The organism is Kutzneria chonburiensis (assembly GCF_028622115.1).
Classification (GTDB): Bacteria; Actinomycetota; Actinomycetes; order Mycobacteriales; family Pseudonocardiaceae; genus Kutzneria; species Kutzneria chonburiensis.
This window is the reverse complement of record NZ_CP097263.1, coordinates 9,133,642-9,157,019: the sequence shown is the minus strand read 5'-3', so window position 1 is coordinate 9,157,019 and position 23,378 is coordinate 9,133,642. Positions and strand designations below refer to the sequence as shown.

The 23,378-nt window shown below is 69.8% G+C and carries 9 protein-coding genes; all 9 read right to left on the bottom strand.

Features of this window, described 5'->3' with window-relative positions; genetic code table 11:
• Genes M3Q35_RS42575 through M3Q35_RS42535 form a run of 9 tightly spaced genes read right to left on the bottom strand, consistent with a single transcriptional unit; the run spans position 1 to position 23,353 of the window.
• On the bottom strand, positions 1–9,027 hold the full coding sequence (locus tag M3Q35_RS42575; RefSeq protein WP_273938261.1) for an inositol polyphosphate kinase family protein: 9,027 nt from the start codon (positions 9,025–9,027) through the stop codon (positions 1–3).
• Between the two features lie 3 nt (positions 9,028–9,030).
• Complete coding sequence (locus M3Q35_RS42570; protein WP_273938260.1) at positions 9,031–9,666, bottom strand: hypothetical protein; 636 nt, start codon at positions 9,664–9,666, stop codon at positions 9,031–9,033.
• Positions 9,663–10,052, bottom strand: coding sequence for a YbaB/EbfC family nucleoid-associated protein (locus M3Q35_RS42565; RefSeq protein ID WP_273938259.1), 390 nt, complete (start codon positions 10,050–10,052; stop codon positions 9,663–9,665). Before M3Q35_RS42565 ends, M3Q35_RS42570 begins: the two co-directional genes overlap by 4 nt.
• Before the next feature lie 17 nt (positions 10,053–10,069).
• Positions 10,070–13,171: a right-handed parallel beta-helix repeat-containing protein gene (locus M3Q35_RS42560; RefSeq protein ID WP_273938258.1), complete on the bottom strand. Its 3,102-nt coding sequence runs from the start codon at positions 13,169–13,171 to the stop codon at positions 10,070–10,072.
• 19 nt (positions 13,172–13,190) lie between these two features.
• Positions 13,191–15,494 (bottom strand): hypothetical protein, encoded by a 2,304-nt coding sequence (locus tag M3Q35_RS42555; protein WP_273938257.1) that lies wholly within the window; start codon positions 15,492–15,494, stop codon positions 13,191–13,193.
• A gap of 15 nt (positions 15,495–15,509) precedes the next feature.
• Complete coding sequence (locus tag M3Q35_RS42550; protein ID WP_273938256.1) at positions 15,510–15,731, bottom strand: type VII secretion protein EccB; 222 nt, start codon at positions 15,729–15,731, stop codon at positions 15,510–15,512.
• A 7-nt stretch (positions 15,732–15,738) separates the two neighbouring features.
• On the bottom strand, positions 15,739–17,100 hold the full coding sequence (gene eccD, locus M3Q35_RS42545; RefSeq protein ID WP_273938255.1) for a type VII secretion integral membrane protein EccD: 1,362 nt from the start codon (positions 17,098–17,100) through the stop codon (positions 15,739–15,741).
• A complete protein-coding gene (gene eccCa / locus M3Q35_RS42540) occupies positions 17,097–21,071 on the bottom strand; it encodes a type VII secretion protein EccCa (RefSeq protein WP_273938254.1) in 3,975 nt (1,324 codons plus the stop codon). Before eccCa ends, eccD begins: the two co-directional genes overlap by 4 nt.
• Positions 21,068–23,353 carry a hypothetical protein gene (locus tag M3Q35_RS42535; protein WP_273938253.1) on the bottom strand — a complete coding sequence of 762 codons (2,286 nt, stop codon included), beginning with the start codon at positions 23,351–23,353 and terminating at the stop codon, positions 21,068–21,070. The genes eccCa and M3Q35_RS42535 overlap by 4 nt, the downstream gene beginning before the upstream one ends.
• Positions 23,354–23,378: the final 25 nt, after the last annotated feature.

Here is a 23,378-nt window from a genome sequence, read left to right as displayed (position 1 = left end):
TCATACCTCGGCGAACCAGCCGCCGTCCAGCACCGTCCGCTCGCCTTCCGAGCTGAGCAGGACCTCGCGGTCGGCACCCCAGATGGTGACCGGGCGGAAGTCGTTCTCCCAGGCCCGTTTGATGTAGTACGCGACGGAGAACTGGCCGGGCGCGGACCGGTTGCTCTCGCAGTGGCCGAGCACGACCAGGTCGCCACCGCCGGCAGCACGGAAGATCTCGCTGCCGTAGATGGCCCGCGCGGCCTGCGGCCCGGTCAACGTCAGCACGTCACCACGGACGTGCGGCCGACCGGTGATGAGGGCGAAGTTGAGGCCGTGCAGGCCGACGCCGTGTCCGTCGACCAGCCACGGATCCTGGCCGGCCCACGGGGAATTCTCCTCGACGGTGTCGCCGGGGACCTCACGGTGGTAGGTCTGCTGGGCGTCGCCGACGTAACGCATGCCGTTCAGCGCGTCGGACAGGATGTCGAAGGCTCGGCTGGGGAAGAACTGCCCGTGTACGACGCCATCCTGGCTGACGTGCGGATAGCCGGCGAAGTCGTTGGGGGTTGGCATGATCGGCTCGGCCGTGCGCAGCCCACCGGCGAGGACGAGGGCTCCGGACTGGTCGAAGGCAACGTTGCCGATCGGCATGTGCATCGTGCGGGAGTAGCCGCCCGGGGCCATTGCCTGGGCGAAGCCGTCGATGCCGTCGATCGGCGTGCCGACGCCGATCAGCATCAGCGGGCGTTCGGGGGACGTACCCATGAGCGTGCGTAGCTGCCGGTCGTCTCGCAGGACGTGGGCCAGTTCTTCGTTGGTCAGCGTGGCCATGTTGCCGTCTCGGCGAATGGCCGCAAATCCATCCACAGTGGACCGACCGACGACGAGCACCGGTGGCTCGTCGTGAAAGCCTTCCAGCTTGGCGTGGTTGACCCAGCCCCGCAGGTACGCGACGAAGTTGTCGTCCCCCGGCGAGCGCACGACCTGGACCGCGGTCGTGCCGTCGTTGCTGAGCAGCACGGTCGTCTTGAGATCACCAGACCGCCAGCCGGACACCGACTCGAAGCCTCGACCGATCTCGGCCGGCGGCGCGTAGATGTCCCGGAAGTAGCCTTCCTCGCGCAGTGCGCCGGCGAAGTCGAAGCCGAATCCACCAAAGTTGTTGCGCGCCGCGCCGTTCTTCGCCAGTAGCACGATCGGGCGACCGGGGTCCTGGTCTAATTGTTCCTTGAAGCCGGGGTTCTTCAGCAGCAGCCGGGCGACCTGGCCACCGTCCTGTTCGGACAGCTGACCGGAGGTCAGGCGCAGGTTGGCGTGGCCGGTGTCGCCGTCGACCGAGACGAAGATCGGTTTTCGGTCACCCCAGGCGTCATCACGGACCCGGCCGGCGTCGACCGCGCCGGCGAGCTGCTGGAGCCGCGCGAGGTCGGCCGGCCTGGCCGGGAAGCCGAACGTCGATCCGTGCGAGACGTGCCTGACATCGTTGAGGGACAACGGATACTGCGTGAAGTGCTCCCCCGGCCGGACTTCCAGTTCGCCGTGCGATCCCTGCGATACCGTTCCCGTGTAGGAGAAGCCGTGTTGTGGGCCGGCCAGTCGGCGCATCGCGTTGAGCAGGCCAGGGTTCGGGTCATGGCCCGCGCTGGGCTCGTCCGTGGCGATGACGACGCCCGGCCGTACCGGTCCTTGTTGCGCCGTCGTGAAAACGTCGGTGGCCAGGAGCAGACCGGCCATCTCCTCGTTGCTGACCGGGAGCTGCCGTTCGCTGTCGTCGAGCATGACGACATGGCTGCCGCCGGCCGATTCCAGCATCACGTGCAGCGACTCGGCGCGGCCGTCCTCGGTCGTGCCGGCCCAGCCCGCGACCGTCTCGACGCCCTTGTCCTCCTCCGCCTCGGAGCTGACCGAACCGTCGTCGTCGCGCTCCGCGATCAGCCGGCGAGAGTGCACTGTCGCCCAGCTCGCGTTGGACTCCCACGCCTGCTCGGTGCCTTCTGAACCGGGGAAACCGACACCGTAGGTCTTGCCGGCCGCGTCGACCAGCTCGACCGTACGGGCGTCACCCGGGCGGAGTCGGGAAACCCGCTCGAACTGGCCCTGCGCGTTCACGGCCAGCACCTCGCGGTAGGAACCGTTGCCCCGCAACGCCTCGGCGAACTCGCGGCTGGATTCGCCCAGGCCGACCACCGCGACCGGCGTATTCGGGTCCTGCGACAGGGCCTGGCGATAGGCCGCATCACCGGACACTCGCGTCGCCAGCCCGGCAGCGTCGTCCTCTGGCTTGGCGAAGACGTAGAACGGTTGCGGGCCATCACCGTGGGGCGGCGTCGCGTCATGGCCATCGTTGGTGCGCAACCGTTTCGCCGCCCGATCACCGTCGGGACTCATCACCACCGAGCGCACCGGCGGCCCACTCGTCGGGCGGCGCAGGCCGGGCAGATCGACTGCGCGGCGGCCGCCGTCAGGCCCGATGGCGATGAACGAACCGCCTTCCGGCAAGCGGATCCGGCCGTTCGAGAAGACCTCCACGGGCCCGTCCGGGCCGATGACCTCACCTTCGTAGCCCGCCCCGTGCAGCACCGCCGCCAGCTCGTCCAGCCGATCACCGACCGCGACGTCGCAGCTGAGCAGCACCACCCTCGGCCGCTGCGACCATTCCTGCTCCAGGGCCGAGAGCGCGCGGCCCAGTCCTGCCGTGTCGACCCGCTGCCCGCGGACCAGGAACCCCTCGCTGTTGTGGTGCACCGCCACCGTAAACGCGTCCGGATCGCCGAGTCCATTGTGGAACGCGTCGGTCACGATCTCGGTCTCCGCGTCGGTGCCGACGAAGTACGCACCGCCAGGGAACGACCGGACGCCAGAGTCGTTGTGCGACACCAGGTCACTCAATGGCATCGGGTCTTCCACAGTCCCCGCCGGGCCGTCGAACCGCACGCCCGGATCGCCGAGATCGTCGAAGTCGATCTCGTTGAGGTCGATTTCCGGGTAGCCGTAGCCGGCATCGATCGGGGCCGAGTCGTCGGCCGGTCGCCGCACGATCCCGCCGACCCACTCCCAGACGGTCTTGGTGCTGGCCAGGCCGCCGAGCATGATGGCGATGGTGTCGCGGCCCCGCTCGGGATACCTGGCCCTGAGATTGCGGGCCAACGCCTCGATCCATTCCCATTCCCACTTGGGCCGGTACTTGGCGATGATCTGGGGGTCCCCGTCGACCACGAACACGGGACCGTGGAACTCGCCGCGGCGGACCAGTTCCGCCTTCAGCTCGTCGACCAGCTTCAGTGCCGTCCAGGAGGACGGCTCACCACGGGGATCCGCCGTCACGAACCGCTCGCGCAGATCGGCCGACGGCTCCGGCGCCGCGGTCCACGCAGTGGCCACGTGCCGCAAGTCGTGCACGTTGTTACGGCTGAACGCGGCGGCGTTCTCGCCGGAGACACGACCGATCGCCTCGCCCATCGCGAGGTCGCCGAGGGGATACCGGCCGCCCTGGATGCGTTCGCGGTCGTACCGCATGATCCATTCCCAGGTCAGGTCCTTGACCCAGCTCGCTTTCCGGTCGATCGCGTCCGAGAAGCCGAGATCGCGTACCCGCTCGGCCAGCGTCCCGCCGTCGTCCGGACGGAAACCGATCAGCTCGTCCCACTGCTCCCGCGACGGCCGGGCCGCCGCCGGGGGCGGGCCGGCCCTCAGCTCGGCCTCGGCCGCGCGGCGCCAGCGGCCCAGCGTGTCCCGCTTGATCTCAAGTCGCCCGGAAGCGTCCTTGACCTGGTCGGCCGTGTAACGGTAGCTACCGTCGTCGTTCCGGCGCAGCATCATCCGACGGGCCCACGACATCGACAGCTCCCGCCGGCCCAACTCCCCCAGCGCCGCCGGCCCGACAAAGAGCCCGGGCCGCAACGCGTTCGGCGGCAGCACACCAAGTCCGTCGAGGTACTCCGGGAACGTGTGCACGCCGTCCGTGCCGGGCACGAACTCCGTGCCGTTCGCCATCACCTCGGCGGAGATGAACCGGTTGAGTGGATCGACCGGGGCCGGCAGCGGCCGGAACGACTGCGCCAACGCGGCCAGCTCGTCGTCGCCCCGACCGAGCAGGTCCTGCGCCGCGCGCATCGCGTCCGGATCGTCGAGGAATCGCCGGACTACGGAATCGGGTTCCGGCGACTCCGACCGGGGCGTGGCGGAATACAGGTCGTCGTCGAAGCCCTGGTGGCCGCCGGGACTGTCCAGGTCCATCGGACTGCTGCCCCGCACGTCCCGCAACAGTGACTGCGCCCTGGAATGGTCGCCCTGCCCGAGCAACTCGGCCGCCGCGTCCATTGCCGCCGGGTCATCGGGGAACCGCTCGATCGCCGATTCCCCAGGCACTTCGTGGTGCGGCTCCGAGGTCTCCACCTCGGCGGGCGGGGACCAGGTCAACCGTACGCCGCGGGGCAGATTCGGGTCCGGCTCGATCTGCACCCGGCCGATCAGGTCCTCCTGGGCCCTGGTCGGCAGCGCGCTGAACGCCGGCGGCCCGTATGACTCCCGCAGTGCGTCCCAGGCCTTGGCCACCTCGTTGCGTACCAAGGAAGTGAGGTCGTCGATGCGGTCCTGGGTGTACGGGCTCTTCGTGGCGACGCCGAGGTGCAGCCTGATGTCCGCGGCGCCCTGCCCCTCGAGGAAACGCGCGACGAACCCGCCCAGCGCCAACTTCAGGTCCCGCTCGGTCGCGGCCGGGAACCGGGATCGGCTGTTCGGCGTGTAGTTCAGCGTCAGGTCATGCGCATCCCGAATGCGGTCAACGGTGCGATCGGCATCGGCGAACACCCGAGCCCGCACGTTGTTGTCGGACTTGTGGTCAAGGGACCACGTGATCGGCAGCCGATCGAAGTCGTCCCGGTCGATGCTGACGCTGTCCCGTAGCAGCCGCAGGATCTCGCCCTTGCCCTGCCGCTCGAGGACGGCGTGCGGAACGCCTCCGCTGCCGCGATTCAGCCGCAACCCGACTTCCGCGGAGATCCGCACGTCCGGCGGCAGTGCGTTCGCCGGCGCCAGGGCAAGCCAGTTTCCCAGCAGTCGCCCGATCTCGCCCAGTGCGCGCGCGTCTTCGTCGAACAGCTCGGACTTCTGCCCGTCGTGGACACGGAATTCGCCGGTCATGCCGGTGCGCAGCGCCCGTTCGATCTCCCCGAGCGACCCCGGTTTCATCACGTCCAGCAGCACGGCGGTACGCGATCCCGAGTCGCGATAAGGGGAGAACCGCACGAAGTTGTCCATCACTTCGTCTACTGTGGATGAACCTGGCCCAGCATGAGCGGCCGATGCTCGTTGTATCGCGTCGTGGATGATCGTCCGCACGCCGGCGACCGTCCGGGCATTCGGATTGGCCACGCTCACCAACAACTTGTCCTCGACCGAGTTGAAGTCGGTGTGCAGCCGACGAGCCCAGCCCTCGACGAACTGCGCCATCGGGCCCATCCGGTCGCCCAGCCGCGCCATTCCACCGTTCGGGTCGACGAACTCGGTCAGCGATCGTGCATCGCCGAAACCGTCGCCGCGCTGACCGGACGCCATCACCCCTACATCGCCGCTACGCAAACCGGGATCGCGGTACATCCGCAACAACGAATCGACCGTCGTATCGGGCGCGCCGCCGCGCAAACCACGTTGACCGTCGACCAGGTGCTGCACAACGAGATCCGCCGCCTGGTCCGTGTTGGCCCGTTCCGTCGGCGACGTGATTTTGTTGTAGGCCGCCTCGACCCGTGCGCCGTCGGCCAGGTGGTTGGCCACTTCTTCCTTGGTGGCCCCGTACTTCTGGAACGACGAGACCACCGCGCCGCGCAGCCGTTCCGCGGGCTCGGGGTCGCCGATGAAGTCGAACGCGCCCTCGCCGAGGACAGTGTTCGCCGCCGGGCGCAGGTGCTGGAACTCCTCGATCAGGTTCTTCATGCCGTCGACGAGGTTCTTGTGGTACTTGGCAAATGACGGACCGTCGGCCTTCTTGACCGGGTGGGCCAGGTCGATGAAGGAGACCTTGGTTGACGGCTCGCCGGTGACGCGGTCCTTGCCGACGGCGATCAGCACGCTGCCCGCGATGAACGCGTAGTCGGACTTCTCCGCCGCGGCCAGTACCCCGTCCAACTCCTGGACGATCTTGTCGTGGTGCGCGTGCCAGACCTCGGGCGAGTCCTGCGGGATGAAGTCCTGGATGTGGGTCTCGGAATGCCGGCCGGCCTGAAGGCGGGACTCGGCGAGCCCGGTCATGTCCACCACGCGGTAGCCGCGCCGGTCCGAACCGGTGACGAAGTCGCTGATCTTCAGCTTGAACTTCTTCTTGCGCGCGTCGGCCTCGGACATGCCGTGCTGCACCAGCTCTTCCTTGCTGGCGGTGCGCCGCCCGATCTTGATGTCGAGCAGCTTCACGTCGTCCATGGTCGCGGTGATGTTGTCGATGAACACCTCCGGGCCGTCCGCCCGCGGCGGCGGCACCAGCCCGTAGTCGCGTTCCCGCTGCTCGACCTGCTCGACCTCGTACGACGGCGGCACCACCTCGCTGATGGCGTCCGGATTCCCGCCGCGCAGCTCCGAGTACGTCTGCACCTCGGGCTCGTTGGTCGGCTTCTGGATGATCTCCTTGTTGGCCCGGAAGGTCAGGCCGCCGTGGCCGCCGGCCCCGCCGGTCGACTCCGCCCGCAACACCACGTCCGACGACCCCAGCGGCCGCGCACCCGTCCAGGGCAGCGGCATGAACCCGGTCGTGTCGCCGCTGTGCAGCGCGTCCATCGACGAGTGCTTCACGTCGACGAAGTTGGTCACCCCGCGCTGATCCTTGTAGGCCAACGTGAAATGTCCCGTTGTGCCGTCGCCGGCGTGGAACACGACCCCCATCGCCCCGCGCGGCTGGTTCTCCATGTGCGTCACGATGTCGTCGGCGGTCGCGCGACGGAACGGCTCCCCGGTCAGCTCCTTGGCGTGTCCCAGGGTGATCTTGCCGCCGGGGCCGGACAGGTAGACGTCGCCCTCGGCGATCGAGAACGACGCCTGCACGACGACCTGGAAGCAGGTGTCGAGGTCGATGTCGGGATCAACGGCCCGCAAATGGTGGAAGACCTCGGTGTAGTAAGCGTTTCCGTCGCGCGGCGAGCGGAAGCTCTCCGACGACAACGAGGTGCCGTCCGGCGCGGTCAGCGCCTGGTGGTGGTCAAGGCCGTGGTTGTTCGACCCGACCACGGTTTCATGGTGAGCCGCCCCGCCGGCGAGGTTCGGGTCCAGCACCGGGAACTGCTCGGCCCAACCGATCTTCGGCGCCGGGGTTGGCAGGTGTCCGATCTTCGGCTCCGGGGTCGGATTCTTGGCCGTGACCTCCGCGGATGATGATTGGCCACCGGCGGGCCCCTGCTGTGCGGCCGGGCGATTGGCGGCGCTCGGCCCCGTTTGAGAGGCCGACCGGGTCGGATCAGCGGGGCCTGTCTGAGATGCCGGGCGATTGCTATCGGCGGGACCCGACCGAGATGCGGGGCGGTTGGTATCGGCGGGACCTGGCTGGGAACCCGCATGCTGCGTGTCGGTTGCCGCTGGATGGTTCGGCTCCACCACTGCGGGGCCCGACTGCGAGGCGGGGTGGTTCGGGTCGGTCGTCGCCCCATCCGGCCTGGCCCCGGGGCCGTTCGGGTCAGTAGCAGCTGAGCGGTTTGGCTCCGTCGCAACGGGGCCTGACTGCGAAGCGGGGTGGTTCAGGTCAGTCGCAGCCGGGTGATTCGACTCCACCGCGGCCGGGCCCGACCGGGATGCAGGATGGTTCGGATTCAACAGCGCCGGGCCCGAGCCGGTCGGCGGTTGGGTCTGGTCCGGGTGCGTGGATCGTGCACCGTCGTCGAATCCGGGCAGGCCGCCGGTCGTCGAGTCGGACCGGCCCGTTGCCGGTCCGCTGTGCTGGGCGGGATCGGGAGTGTCCTTGGCGGTGTGGCCAGGCTGGTCTCCCTGCGGGGCGGGGCCTTCCCGATCCTCGTTCTCGGCCGGTCCATCGCCGGTCCGGCCGTTGCCAGACTGGTTCCCGTTGCCGGTCTGGTCGTGCCCTGTCCCCGTGTGGCCGGACGACCCGACGGTGATCGGGTTGGTGGTGATCTTGGTGTCGAGGCCGCCGACGGTGTTGGGACCGTGGGGACCGGACTGAGGACCGCCGCTGGAGTTGTCCTTGGGGCGGAAGTGGTTGCCGGCGCGGAAACCGCTGTGGATGGCGGCGCCGGTGAGGGCGCCGCTGACGACGCTCCACCCCAGGTCGTCGAGGTCGCCGCCGAACAGGACGGCGCCGGTAATGCCGACGACCAACTGGGTGGCGCCCTGGACGCCGGCGGAGGCGTAGACGGTGGGGGTGAACTGGGTGTGGAACTTGCGGTCGGCCCGGCCGAGAGCGCCGAGGGCCCCGTGGGCGAAGATGCCGCCGATGGCACCGAGGGCGGCGTTCTGAAGCAGCTGAGGGATGTCGAGACCGTCGCGGTTGCCCTGGCCGATCTGGATGATCTGGGCGAGCATCTCCTCGGCGACCTCCTCGGACGCCTCGAAGGCGGCGGCCTTGGCGAGCTCGGTGGCGAGGGTGGCCAAGCGCTCGGCCAAAGAGCCCTCGATCTCCATCACGGCATCGCGGCCGGCGGCCCAGATGCCGGGGATCAAGGGGGCGGTGAACGGATCCAGGGCCGCCCAGAGGATGTTGGCGGCGACCACGGAGATCTGGATGAGGATGTTGTACTTGGCGTGCTCGATGTTCAAGGCGTAGTCGCGCAGCGCGGCGGCGATCTGGCGGGCGCTGGTGGCGAAGGAGGCGCCGGACCGGCCGAGGGGCCCGGCGAAGTCGATGAAGTTGTTCCCGACGGTTCCGCCGACGTTGTCGCCGACCCTCCCGGCCAACTGGGAATAGCCCCCGGACGCGCCCTCGAGCAACGCGGCGGCCTGGTCCCACTCGGACGCCAACAGGCGCACGGCATCCTCGTCACCCTCCGGCCACGCCTGGCCGGCAATGACGTAGAACACCCAGTTCAGGTCGGGCGGGACCATCAGGCTCATCGACTACTCCGTCGGCTTGACCGGCTCGGTCCCGCGCAGCGGCTGCTCCGGGGCCCGGCCGCGGAAGGCGGGCGCCCACCCCTCGGTCGACGCTCGTTCGGCCTTGTCCGGTATGGCGTTTCCGTCGACCAGGTGCACGACCGTGCTCGTGGTCGGCTCGAGCTTGACGGGCTTCTTGTGCACCGGGGCGTCGCGTTCCCGCACGACGATCCCGGCCCGCAGCGGCGGATTGTGGCTGGTGTCCACCAAGTGCTTGTCCACCGGCGGCGAGTCGTTCGACCCGCCTTTGATCAGCAGGCCGTTGATCTCCAGGAGGTTGTCCCGCAACGCGCGGGACGCGTCATGTGCGCCGGAGTCGACGTCGACGAACGAATGCGACATGTCCCGCACCGCACCGGACGTGCCCTTGACGGCCAGCGCCCAGGTGAGCACACCGGACAGCACGCCGTCGACCAACGGCTGGTTGGACTCGAGGAACATGTGCCCGTACTTGTCGCCGCCGACGGCCTTGGCGATCCGGCCGGGATCGGCCACGGACTTGACGTAGGCCAGCACGTCGAGCAGCTCGTCGGACTTCGCGGAGAAGCCCTTGCTGCCGTCGTTGAGACCATCGGAATCGACGAAGAACTTGTCGGTCACGCGCCCTCCCCCGATCGCGGTGCGCCGGCGGAGAACAGAGCGTCGGCGTCGACCTTGCCGCTCATCAAATCCCGAGCGGAAAGGCTCGGCGGCAGCATGGGAGCCATCACGTCAGCGGCGGCGGTGACGGACTTCTCCCGGGCGGCGCCGACCGTGCGGACGATCACCGCGCCGAGCTCGACCGGTGTCATGCGCTTGTAGGCGCTGGTGGGAAAGGAGATCTCGGTCAACTCGCCGACGTGCCCGACGGTGGCGGTCACCTCGCGCCGCGGCGAGGTGACGCTGCTGGTGATGCTGGCGAGGGAGGCCCGGGCCTGGTCGAAGTTCGCGCGCTGGCGCTGGTAGGCGTCGAGCGCGGCGGCCAGGGCCTTTTCGTTGGTGTCCATACGTTTTCTCCTGAAGGTCAGCCGACCGCGGCCAGGCCCGCGCCGAGTGCGTACCCCGGGCGAATGCCGCGCAGGTCGGCGGCGGCCAAAGTGCGGGAAGCGGCGGCGGCCGAGAGCATGCCGGCCAGTTCGTGTGCCGCGTGCACGGTCTGCCGACTCGCGGCGGCAAGTTCGTGCACCAGCGCGGCCCGTACGTCCTCGGGCACGTCATGGCCCCGCCGGACCAGCAACCGCACCGCGATCTCGGCGAGTTCGTCCACTGTGTACGGACCGAGAGCCCACCCGGTGCCGAACAGCTCCCGCAGCACTGGAAGTTGCTTGCGCAGCAGCCCGATCCGCTCGGCGGGCCCGGTGAGCACCACGACCGGGTCGGCTGGACGGCGGTCAACCGACCCGGCGAGTGCCTCCAGCGCCTCCACACCTGGACCGTGGGCGCCGGTGTCCCAGTCGCCGTCGAGATCCACCACGAGGGTGCCGCCGGCGGCGTCGTCCAGCGCGGCCCGGACCAGGTGCTCGGCCTGGCCGGGCCAGCGCGGGGACAGCTCGTTCGCGAGGCGGCGGCGCACCAGCTGACCGACCGGGACCAGGCCGAGTTCGGCCAGGCTCAAGGCATACAACCGGGCGAACTCGGTACGGCCGCTGCCGCGTTCGCCGCTGATCACCAGATTGCCGTGGTGGCCAATAGGTTGACGCTCCCGGGCCAGGCCACCGAGCCGAACCAGCAGCCGCTGTGCGCTTTCCCGTACCGCGGCCTGGCCGACCAGCCCGTCGAGCCGCTGCCACACAACGCTCGAGCCGACCGCACAGGCCGGGTCGGCGGTGACCGGCACCGACGTCTGCGTGCCCGCGGCCGGCAGCTGGCTCAGCTCCGAGCCGAGGTCGTCGGCGGTGAGCCGGTTGAGCTCGGAGTCCTTGGCCGGCGGGCTCAGCGCCAGCCGGGACGCCTGGTTGTTCACCATGGCCTCGAACAGCTTGCGGGCCACGCGGCCGTTGCCGAAGGTCGAGTTCTTGGGGATGCGCTCGAAGTAGTCGCGGACCGCGGCCAGCCCGTCCTCGGTCAGCTCGTAGTAGTGCTTGCGGATCAGCCCGCCGGCGATGGTGACCAGCTCGTCCACGCTGTAGTTGGGGAATTCGATGGTGCGGGTGAAGCGGGACGCGAGGCCGGGGTTGGAGTCGAGGAAGCCGTCCATCTGCTCGGAGTAGCCGGCGACGATGACCACGAGCGAGTCGCGCTGGTCCTCCATGATCTTCATCAGCGCGTCGATGGCCTCCTGGCCGAAGTCCGGCCCGGAGCCGCCGCCGCCCGCGGCCAGGGTGTACGCCTCGTCGATGAACAGCACGCCGCCGATGGCCTTCTGCACCACCTCGGTCGTCTTGATCGCGGTGGACCCGATGTACTGGCCGACCAGGTCCTGCCTCGCCACCTCGACCATGTGCCCCTTGGCCAGGATGCCGAGCTCGGCCAGCACGGCGCCGTAGAGCCGGGCGACCGTGGTCTTGCCGGTGCCGGGCGGCCCGGCGAACACCAGGTGCCGGCTCATCGGCGGCATCGGCAGCCCCATCCGCTCCCGCAGCTGGGACATCTTGATCAGATTGATCAGGCCGGTGACCTCTTTTTTCACGCCGGCCAGGCCGACGAGCGACTCCAGCTCGCCCAGCGGCCCGTCGAGCACCTGGCCGGCCGCCTCGGACAGGTTCTGCTCGACCGGCGGTTCGAACGAGTTCGACGCCTCGTCGTTCACCACGCAGTCGCGCAGGATGACGCCGTCGGTGCTGTCGACCCGGAACCCTTCCTGGCCGGCGTCAAGGACTTCGCACTCGACAAGCGAGGCCCGAGCACCCTCGGCAACCCGAACCCCGTTGGCTCGCGCGCCGGTCACCCGGCACCGGGACGCCGTCAGCGTCGCCCCCGACTCCACGGTGATCCCGTCGGTCGGCGACTCGGCGACCTCGCAGTCGTGCAAGGAGATTTCCCCCGTGCCGGCCACATGCACGCTGCCGCGTACGAAGAGGGAGGTGACCGAGCTCGGGGTGCCGCTGGCGAAGGACACGACTCCGGCGGTTACCTCAAGGTCGGTCGCCGCCAGCCGCGCGGTCGCGGTGACCTGAAGGTCGCCGGCCGACACTCGCAGGCCGTTGACGGTCACCTCGGCGTCGCCGGTGATCTCCAGGGCCGTCTGCGTCGAGTTGCGCACGGTCGCGCGTTCGAAGCGGGGCCGCGCCTGTTCGTCGACGAGGATCGTCACCGGCGAGCCGTCGAACGAGCAGTCCAGGAACCGGGGCGCAGCCGAGCCGGTGACCTGTGCCGCGTTGCGCCCGGCACCGGAGAACAAGCACTCACGCAGCACTGGCGCGGCCATCGCGGCGATATGCACGGCTTGCAGCGGCGCGGACAGAAACGTTGATGAGGCAACGGAAACGTGTTCCTCGCTGGTCACGTAGAGGTCCACGCTGACGCTGTCCCGGACGGTCAGCTCGGTGATCGTCGCCCGGCCGCGCTGCTCGACCACCATGGCCGGCTTCTGCGCGCCGATGATCTCGCACCGCTCCAGCACGGCGACCGCATCGCCGTTGACGCACACGCCGTTGCCACCCGCGCCCCGTACCACACTTCGGCGCAGCACAACGGATCCGACCTCGGCCACTACCACGCCGGTAGACGCCGCGTCGACGATCTCGCTGTCCTCGATGGTCGACTGCGCGGGCGAGGCGATCACGACGGCAGCACCGCCCGTGCCGGTCACCGTGCACCCTCGAACGGCCAGGCTACCCTGCAACCGGGCCAACAACGTCGCCCACGACGCGCCGGAGACCCGGCACTCGTCGAGCGCCGCCTCGCCGCGCACGACGTCGACCGCCACCATGGTCTCGTCCGCGCCGGTCAGGGTGAAGCCGCTCAGCTGCACCGCTTCGGCATTGACGACGAGCACACTCCCCCTGGGCGCCAACACTTCCACCGTGCCTGGCTCGGCAACGAGACGCACCATCCGGTCGGCGACGAGGTTCTCCTCGTAGCGGCCGGGGCGCACGCTGATCGTCGCCCCCGGCTGCGCCTGCGCCAGCGCCGCGCCGATGGTCGGCAACCCGCCGTCGCCGACCACAAGCAGCTGTCGGTTCATCCCTTCCGCCTCTCCACCCTCACACCAGACCCGGGAACGCGCCGAACCGCCCGGCGGCCCGGTCGTCGAGCTCCGACCCGGCCGGATCCTGTCCGGCCCACCGCTCCAGCTCGCGGTCGAGCGCGGTCGTCGCCAGCTCGTCCAACGCCACGCGATCCGTGGCCACCCGACCGTCGTCGTCGACCTCGCCCGTGGTCAACTCCCGCAGCAGCACCACGCCTCGTGCGGCCGCCGACGGTTGCTGTGCCCGCAGCACCTTGAAGCTCGTGCCGGGCACGAACACCACCCGGTTGTCCACCCCGCCCTCGGCCGGTTCCAGCAACTTGGTGCGACGCCCGGTGATCGACCACACCAGCACCTCGACGTCACCGTCCAGAGTGGACGACTGTCGGGTGAGCGTGTTGAGGAAACCCCACTCGGTCAAGGCCGGCCGGGATACCAGCAGCTTCCATGCCTCGGGCGGCAGCGTCGTCGCGAAAGTCGCGGTCCCCCGGTGCGACGGCAGCCGGCTCAGCCCGGACACCACGCAGCGGGCGAGGGGCACGTGCGGCCCGTTCGCGCCGGTGCGCAGTTCGTGGTCGATCGACGCGCCGCTGGCCGAAAGATACAGCTGCACGGCCACGGCATCGGTCAGCACTTGGGCCGACGACGTCGACAAGGCCCCCTGGAAGCCGGGATGTTGAGACAGGATTCGGGCCACGGCATTGGATCGCACGCCGAACTCCGCGCCCAGCGACCGGCGCAGCCACTCCCGTTCCTTCTCCACGCCACGAGCCGGCAGCAGCGCGGTCGCGTCGGCCCCGGGCGTCGACTGGACGCGCAGCCGAGCCACGGCCGGCGTGGGGTTGAGCCGAGCGGCCACGGTCATGGCCTTGGGCTGCTCCAGAACCTGTTTCACGTCAGTGGGTGCGACGCCGACCGGGATCTCTACGGGAGGAATACCGGCCGGGGGTATCTCCTGAGGCGCATCGTGCGCATCGACGCTCTCGATGACCTCCGGCACCGGGGCTTGCGGTTCGGCCGCCGGCAGCGCGGGCGGGATCACTCGCATGGCCACGGTCCGTTCGACCGGCCGTACCTGGGCTCGGGCGTGCAGTAGCGCAGCAGCGGGCAGCACGCGGCTCATCTGACGGGTCCGCTGATCGAGCCGGGCCAACACATCCTGGGCCAGCAACAACATCCGGGGCTCGTCGGCATCGACCGCGGGGTCGTAGGCCAGGGTGTGCAGGCTGGGATCGATGGTGAGCGCCCGTACGGCCGGCGTGTTCGGGCCGTCCTGCGGCGGCCGCACCAGCAGACCCGACTGCACGACCTCGATCACGGCGTCCGGGGCGTACCAGTAGACCGCGGGGGCGATCTCGTTGAGCCCGTCGATCGGCGCACGGTACCCGCGGAGCTCCGGCGATTCCCTTGGCCGGTAACCGATTTCACGCGCGGACGGATACCAGCCGGGCGAGCCGTCCGGCAGGACCGTGCGTATCACCGGCGCATCCGGCGAACCGATAGGCAGCCCCGTGTAGACGCCGGTGCGCTCGGCCAGCAGGTCGGCCAGCGCCTGTCCGTACGGCCCATCGGCGGAAACCGGTCCGTACTGGACGAATCGAGCGTTGGCCCGGACGTCGGCCGGCAGTTTCATCCACAGCCGGGCCACATCGTCGAGGGACAGTGCCGGCAGGCCAGGGCAGCCCAGCACGATCGTCATCGTCTCGTGCTGGGTCGGCATCGCGGTGATCAACGCCCGACGGTGCTGGTTGGCGACCGTGTCGCCGCCGGTCGGGCGGATCCAGAACCCGCCGGGCAGCGGCTCGGCGACGCCGGTCGAACTGGTGACAGTGGTCTCCGCGGTCTGCCGGGAATCCCAAGCCGGACGAGGAAAGCGCTTGGAATCCCAGGCCGACGGCCGGCCGGGCTGGAACCGCACCCAACCGCTCGACTGTCCAGAGTGGACGAACAGAGCGCCACCCGCACTGGGGAATACCACGCCGTCCGGGGCCAGCACCGGGCGGTTGATGCGCTCGGCCAGCCACTGCCCGGCCAGCGCGGTGCCCTCACGGGACCGGCCGCCGATCACCAGCCGGACACCGCGCCGTCGCCGGGGCAGCACCTCGGCCACCGACTCCCAGATCGACACCGGCAGATCCACCGGCAGGTCGAGCACGACGAGGTCGTGCTCGGTGTCGGGCGCGACACCGAGTGCGAGAGCCTGTGCCTCCTCGGTCATGCCGTTCGGGAGATGCACCACCAGCGCGTTGCCGACCGTGTGCCTGCCGAGGCCGGAACGCGCAGAACCGTTGCCCCGCCGAAGCACCTGTGAGAGGTCCACCGTCGTCCCTTCGTCTCAATGCGCGGCGGGCGGTGTGCCGAAGCCGTGCGCGAGCAGGCCGTACACGAAAAAGCCCGCGCCGATCAGCACCGCCAGCAGCACGCCGATCAGCAGTCCGTGCCAAGCGCGTCTCCCGGGCACGTCCAGGTGGCTGGCGTTGCCCAGCACCAGGGCCGAGGTGATCCGGCCGATGAGGAACGAATGCGCCTCGACGTGATCCTTCTGTGTCTGCACCATGTTTCCCTCACCCCGCGAGCCCGACCATCCAGCCGTACAGGCCGAACAGCTCGGGCAGGATCGGCACCAGCGCGACCGCGCTCAGCGTCTCCAGCCAGTTGGCCAGATGTCCCCAGATCGGCAGCAGCCGGCGCGGCGGCGGCCGCAGCATGGCCAGCACCAGCAGGAAGAACACCAGTGCCAGCCCGGCGATACTCGCGCCCCGCCATGGCGCGGAAAGCTGGGAGATCAGCGAGAAACCGAGCAGCGCCAACCCGATCGCGCCGGACACGGCCAGCGGAACCCGTTGCCACACGCCCAGCAGGCTGCGCGACCGCATCAACGCCGCCGCTGCGACCATGCCGCCCGTGATCGCCGGGAACAGCCCACCGGCCAGCAGAACCGGGTAGCAGTAGGCGAAAACCACCGCGGCGGCGACGCAGGCCATGGTCAGGTAACCGTCGGCGTAGCCGGTTCGGGTGGCCATCCGGTCGGCCGGCTCGGGCTCGATGTCGAACTGGAGCTCCTTGGCCGAACGGGGCAGCTGCGGGCCACGGATATGGGCGAACCGCACGGCGATCCGAGGCGCGAACACCAGAAAGCCCACCAGCACAGTGCAAGCGACCCCGCTGGCCTGCACCGGTGAGAAACCGGCCCCCAGGTGCAGCCACAACGAGACCGCCCCGGCCACACCGGTCGCCACCACCGTGCCGAACGGTGTGAACGGGACGTGGGGCGACCACGCCGCCCGCCCGCCGAGCACCGCCCCGCCGGCGATCACCGCCGCCAAACACCCGGACAGCAACGACCACATCCCGCCGACCGCCAAGTACCCGGTCAGAAAGGCGAATCCGCACCCGCCGAGACCGAGCAGCAAGAGCAGCGCCCGGTCGGTCGACCGCACCCCACAGGACACCGCTGCCACCAACAACCCGAGTGAGACCACAATGGACCCACCGACCGACAATCCAGTGGCACCGGGGTAAACCAGCACGCGGGTCAGCACGACCAGAGCGAAGATCGCGAAGCCGAGGAAGAGGCGGCGGTTGAACTCCGGCTGCCAGCGTCCCGGCCGGCGGCTCACCATGGTGGCCATGCCCTCGGCGATGTCGTCGAAGTCCAGCTCCGGCAACGGATCCTGGCTGGCGCGGAGATGGAACTCCTCGCCTTCCTGCCAGTCCAGCGACTCCGGCGTGCCCGACGGGTCCAGCGGCGCCTGGCCGAGCCGTTGCAACACCCATGCCTGCCCCGGCTCGGCATCGGAACCGGTGTGGCGCACCAGGATGGGCAGCAGGCTGGTCAGCGGCACCGACAGCGGCACCGACAGATCGGCCCGTCCCTTCGGCCCGTACACGGTGATCCGGCACTGTTCGCCGGTCAGCGTGTTCATCGCGACGTCCTCTCGGTCATGGCCAACTCCGGCACGAAGCCGGTCTGCATCAACTTGACGCCACGCCGGGTGACCAGCTGCGCACGGCCGGGCGGCAGGTTGCGCGGCGTCGCCTCGCCGAGGAACTTGCCTTCCTCCTTGGGGTACGAGAACACCGCACCGGGGTTGCCCAACTCCCACACCCGCCGCACGACAGCGTCACTCAGCGCCCGCATCGCCCCGGACGTGCTGCGGGCCAGCACGAGATGGAACCCGGTGTACGCGCCCTGGGCAAGCAACGGCAGCAACGGCTCCAGCGGCGACCCCATGCCGTCGGTGAGCAGCTGGTAGTCGTCGATCACGACGAACAGCCGGGGTCCGGTCCACCAGTCGCGGCGCTTGAGCCGGTCGGCGGCGATGCTCTGATCCGGGACTCGCGGCGTGAGCGACACACTGGCCTGCGTGGCCAACGACTTCAGCGCTTCGCCGGTCGTGGCATAGCCGACGCGGTACGCCTCGGGCACCTCCTGGTCGAGCATGCGGCTCGGGTCGGCCAGCAGGATCTTGGCTTCACCCGGCTGATAGCGGGCCAGCACGGAGCGGATCACCAGCCGCAGCAGGTTGGTCTTGCCGGTCTCGTTGTCGCCGAACACCAGCAGGTGCGGCGTGGCCGAGAAGTCGTGCCACACCGGGGAAAGCCGCTGCTCGTCCTGGCCGAGCGCGACCCGGAGGTCGCCGTCGGACGGCGGCAGCCGGGTGATGGGCAGCGTCGCCGGCAGCAGCCGCACGGCCGGCGCGGCCGGGCCCGGCCAGAACAGCCGGACCTCCTCCGCCACCGACTTCGTCGCCGTGGCCAGGTCGTCCTCGCCGCTGCTGCCGTCCATCCGGGGCAGCCCGGCCAGGAAGTGCAGGCCCTCCGGCGTCAGGCCGCGGCCGGGCTGGCCGGGCACGGTCTTGGCCTTGCGAGTGCCGATCTCCGACTCCATCGGGTCGCCCAGCCGCAGCTCGAAGCGGGTTTGCAGCAGATCACGCAGGTACGGGCGGATCTCCGACCAGCGGGTGGAGGCGATCACCACGTGCACGCCGAACGACAGGCCGCGCGAGGCCAGCTCGCCGATGCGCTGCTCCAGGTCGGCGTAGTCGTTGCGCAGGGTGAACCACCCGTCCACGACCAGGAACACATCGCCGAACGGGTCGTCGAGCGCGCCGTCCCGCACCAGCTGCCGGTACGTCTGGATGGACTCGATGCCCCGGGACGCGAACACCGCCTCCCGGTGCTCCATGACCTGGGCGATCTCCTCGATCGTCCGCACGACGCGGTCCCGCTCCAGCCTAGTGGCCACCGAGCCAACGTGCGGCAGGCCGCTGACCGACATGATGCCGCCACCGCCGAAATCCAGGCCGTAGAACTGGACTTCGCGCGGGGTGTGGGTCATGGCCAGGGCCAGCATCAGTGTCCGCAGCATGGTCGACTTGCCCGACTTGGGCCCGCCGACCACGGCGACGTGGCCGGCGGCGCCGGACAGGTCGGCCATCAGCAGCTCCCGGACCTGCTCGAACGGCCGGTCGATCATGCCCATCGGCACCCGCAGCCCGCCCCAGTGGGCCGGGTCCTGCACGGTCATGCCGCGGTCCGGGTCGGGCAACACGGTCGGCAGCAACGAATCCAGGCTGGGCGACTCCGCCAGCGGCGGCAGCCACACCTGGCGTGCCGCCGGGCCGGCCCCGGTCAACCGGTCGACGAAGGCGTCGGCCAGCGTCATCTCGCCGACGGCCACCTCGACGGTGTCCACATCGGACTCTTCTATGTCGTTGTCCCGCAGGATCAACCGGGCCGGGTGAGCTTGGGTATGGAAGGGGACGACGTCCAGACCGGCGTGCGCGGCGTCCACGGCGACGCCCTCGCCCGCACCGGCCGGCACCGGGCCGGACACGTAAGCGGCCTTGAACCGCACCAGATTCACCGTGTCGATCTTGAGATACCCGTTGCCGGGCTCGGACGGCAACTCGTAGGCGCTGCCGACGCCGATGACGTTGCGGGACTCCATGGACGAGAACGTGCGCAACGCGATCCGGTACGACAGATGGCCTTCCACCCGGTGGATGCGCCCCTCGTCCAGCCGCTGCGACGCCAGCAGCAGGTGCACGCCCAACGACCGGCCGAGCCGGCCGACCGAGACGAACAGCTCCATGAACTCCGGCTTCGCGCCGAGCAGCTCGGAGAACTCGTCCACGACCAGGAACAGCGTGGGCATCGGGGCCAGCTGCTCGCCGGCCGCGCGGGCCTTCTCGTACTCGAACAGCGAGGGATACCCGCTGGCGCGCAGCTGTTCCTGCCGCCGGACCATCTCCCCGTTGAGTGAATCCTGCATACGGTCGACCAGCGGCAACTCGTCGGCCAGGTTGGTGATCATCGCCGAGGTGTGCGGCAGCCGGTCCATGCCGAGGAAGGTCGCGCCGCCCTTGAAGTCCACCAGCACGAAGTTGAGGATCTCCGAGGAGTGCGTGGCGGCCAGGCCGAGCACGAGTGTCCGCAGCAGCTCCGATTTGCCCGAGCCGGTGGCCCCGATGAGCATGCCGTGCGGGCCCATACCGCCCTGCGCCGACTCCTTCAGGTCCAGCTCGACGATCTCGCCGTCCTCGGTGACGCCGATCGGCACCGACATCCGCGCCCGCTGCGCCGCCCGCGGCCGCCACTGGGCGACGACGTCGAAGGTGTGCACGTCCCGGATGCCGAGCAGCGCGGTCAGCCCGAAATCGCTTTCCAGCGGCTGCTCGGCGATCTCCAGCGTGCCGCTGGTCCGCTTGGGCGACAGCAGCCGGGCCAACGCCTCGACCTGCGGCACCGACAACTCGTCGCGCACCGCGGAGCCGACGGTGTCGCCGGTCGGAAACTCGACCCGGTCCTCGGTGGCGGTGAGCCGCAACACCTTGGGACCGCCGGGCAGCGCGCCGCTGACGTCCAGCACGACCACGTTGCGCAGGCCCGCGCCCAACAGCCGGGACGACTCGGGAATCACGGCCAGGTGGGCCACGATCACCACGAACGGCTCGGTCGTCGTCGGCACCGCCGACTTGTCGTGATCGTCACGGTCGGCCACGTCCGGGCCGAGCACGTCCATCAGCTCGTCGTGGTCGACGGCCAGCAGCCGCAGCGGCCCGGCCTCGTCCCGCAGCGTCGGATGATGGTTGTGCGGCAACCACTTCACCCAGTCCCAGCCGGCCTGGGCGGTCGGCGTGGTCAGCACGGCGACGCGGAGTTCGTCCGGCGAGTGGAAGGTCACCAGCTGGGCCAGCATCGCCCGGACCAGCGCGGTCGCCGCGTCCAGGCCGCCGTCGAACTCGACGCTGGTGAAGCTGCGCAGCCCGACAGCCGTCGGGATGCCCGACAGCGTTCGGTACGTCTCGGTGAAGCGGCGCAACGAGATCGCCGACAGCGGCTCCAGGTCCTCGATCGGCTTGGTCACCGGCGAGACGAGTTCCAGCGCCGACTGCTGCGTGCCCAACCCGATGCGCACCCGGGCGAAGTCGTCGTGACTGCCACGGCGTTCCCACAGCCGCGGGCCCAAAGCCAAGGACCACAACGCATCCGGCGACGGGTTGTTCCAGGCCACGGCCTGGCGCTGCTGCTCGGCCGTCGACCGCGCGCGCTCACGGACCTGGGCGATGTAGCGGAGATAGTCCCGTCGCTCGGCCATCATCTTGCGTTTGCGGTCGGTGGCCCCACGGGTCAGCTGGGCCAGGCTCATGGCGATCATCGAGATCCCCATGCCGCCGCCGACCACGTACGTCATCGGCGAACTGCCGGCGATGCCGGAGAACGCCAGCACCATGACCATTGAGCCGATGCCCATCGGCAGCATCATGAGCAGCGAGTTCAGGTCCCGCACCGCCGGTTCGGCCAGCACCGGCGGCTCCTGGAGCTCTTCCTGCCCCTCGGGTCGCTCGGGGCCGGCCGCGCGCGGGCCCCGCTTCACCGTCTCGGTGCTCATTCGAGCACGCCCAATGAGCTCTTCGCGCCGCCCCATGCGGTGTCGTCCTGACGGAGCAGGTCGGCAACCGCTCGGTCCTCGACGGCTTCGTCCACTTCGGACTCGTCGGGCTCGTAGTCATCGCCGCCGCAGGAAGGCAGCGGCTCGGACAGGGACTCACCCACGCGCATCCGGTGGTACGTCCCGCCCCATGGCTCGTCGCTGCGTTCGACGATGTCGGTGGTGATCTCCTCGGTGACGGACAACGGCATCAGGCCGCTGAAGAACTCGGCGGCACCGACATCCCAGGCCGACATGTCTTCCGCACCAGTGGGCCGTACCACCGGCACACGCACGTCTTCGGCGACCCAGTTCATCTCCGGCTCCTCCGGTTCTGTGCGCCCGGCCGGTGGCGTAGCCGGCCAGCCCGGCAGTAGTTGTTGCTGCTTAACGGTTTCGACGGCAGCGGGCAGATTCGGCAGGTCGCTCTCGTACAGGCCCATGATGGGCTCGGGCCCGGCCCAGATGCCGGCCGGCGTTGCCCCGGTGGACTCGGGATCGCCGACGCCGTCGGGCTGCTCGCCCGTCCAGGCAAGGTGTTCGCCGCCGAGCAGCCCGGCCGAGTCCGGTCGCTCCGCCACGGGTGGGTTCTGCATACCCGATCCACCCATACCCCCAGGGGGCATGAACGGCATGCCCCACGAGTTCGGGCTCTGCGGCGGGGTTTCGCCGTGCACCCTCGGGTCGCCGAGGTTGTCGGGCGTGTTGCCGGTCCACGCGTGTTCCACGCCGCCGAGCAGTCCCGACGAATCCGGACGGTCCGCGACCGGCGGATTCTGCAGGCCGGAACCACCCATGCCGTTGGGCGGCATGAACGGCGTGCCGCCTCCGCCGCGGGTGTTGTTGTTCTGCAACCCTGGCGGCAGCTGAGTCGGGTTCAGGGCGTTGTCGTGCAGGTGATCGGTGCCGCCGGGCGGGTCCGAGATGTGCGGCGACCTGATGTCACCGCCGCCGGGCGACTTGAGGTTCTCGCCGCCACCCGTACCCGGGCCGGGACCGAAATCACGGTTCGGGTACTTGAGATTGTTGCCGCCACCCGTGCCGGGTCCGGGGCCGAGGTTGCGGTTGGGGAGCTTGAGGTTGTCGCCACCACCCGTGGCCGGGCCGGGGCCGAGGGTCAGTGGCACCGGCGTGACCGGCGGCCCGCCGGTGTTGCCGGGTGGCGGCGAAGACTTGTAGTGCAGCAGGTTGTCGGGGTCGTTGAGCTTGTCGGGACCGTGGAGATTCTTGTTCTCCGGCCCGGAGTTCGGGTTGTAGTGCTGGATCGCCGGCGGCTGCTGCTGGTTGACCGGCGGCGGCCCGCCCTGGTACCCCGGTGGCGGATCGGTCTTGTAGTGGGGCGGCGGGTCCGTCTGGTACTTCGGCGGTGGATCCGTCTTGTGGTCCCCGGGCGGCGGCCCGGGCTTGTAGTCCGGGTTGTTCTTGAGGTTCGGCGGGGCGTAGTGGAACGGCGTCGGCTGGGGTTGCGGCTTGGGCACGTTGGCGTCGTACTTGTCGCCGCCCTTGCCGCCTTTGTCGCCGCCGCCGGGCGGTTCCGGCGTCGGCTCCGGCAATGCCTTGGGATTGCTGAAGCCCGGCAGCACGAAGTGGTCGTAGTAGTGGGTGGCCAGCTGGTCGCCGACCTTGCGCATGTCGTTGGTCATCATCTCGACCACCTCGGGCTTCTTGGAGATGAACGCCCGGTTGCCGTCGAGCCGGTACTCGCTGCCGAGGTCCCAGATCTGCTTGGCGTAGAAGTAGTCGATGTTGCGCAGCTCGTTCTGCGCCCACACCAGCCAGCCGCCGAGGTCGAGCAGCTGCTCCGGCACGTCGTGGCCGTTCTTGGCGTCCACGATCACGTTGGCCACGGCGTCGACCTTGTGTGACAGGTTCAGCATCATGACCCGGAACCGGGCGGCGGCCGGCCCCTTCCACGATCCGTCCTCGCCGGCCAGCGCGTTGGTCTGGTCGGCAATGGACCGGGCCACCATGTGCAGGTTCAGGTAGGCGCTCCTGAGGACCGCGGCCGAGTTCACCAGGGTCTGCGGATCGACGTAGGTCACGGTGTCGGCGCCCTGCCCCTTGGGCAGGGCGCCGCCGCCGAGGACGAGCGCCTCGATCGATTTCCAGTCAAGGCCGGCGAAATCCTTGCCCCGGTCGGCCGGGTCCATGGTCGCCTTGCCGTCGTCCCCGTCCGGCCACACCCCGCCGTCGGAGTGCGTCGTCGTCCCGGTGGGCTTGGTCTTGCTGCCGTCGTCCGTCATCTTCCCTCAATCCGCCGCCGGGCCG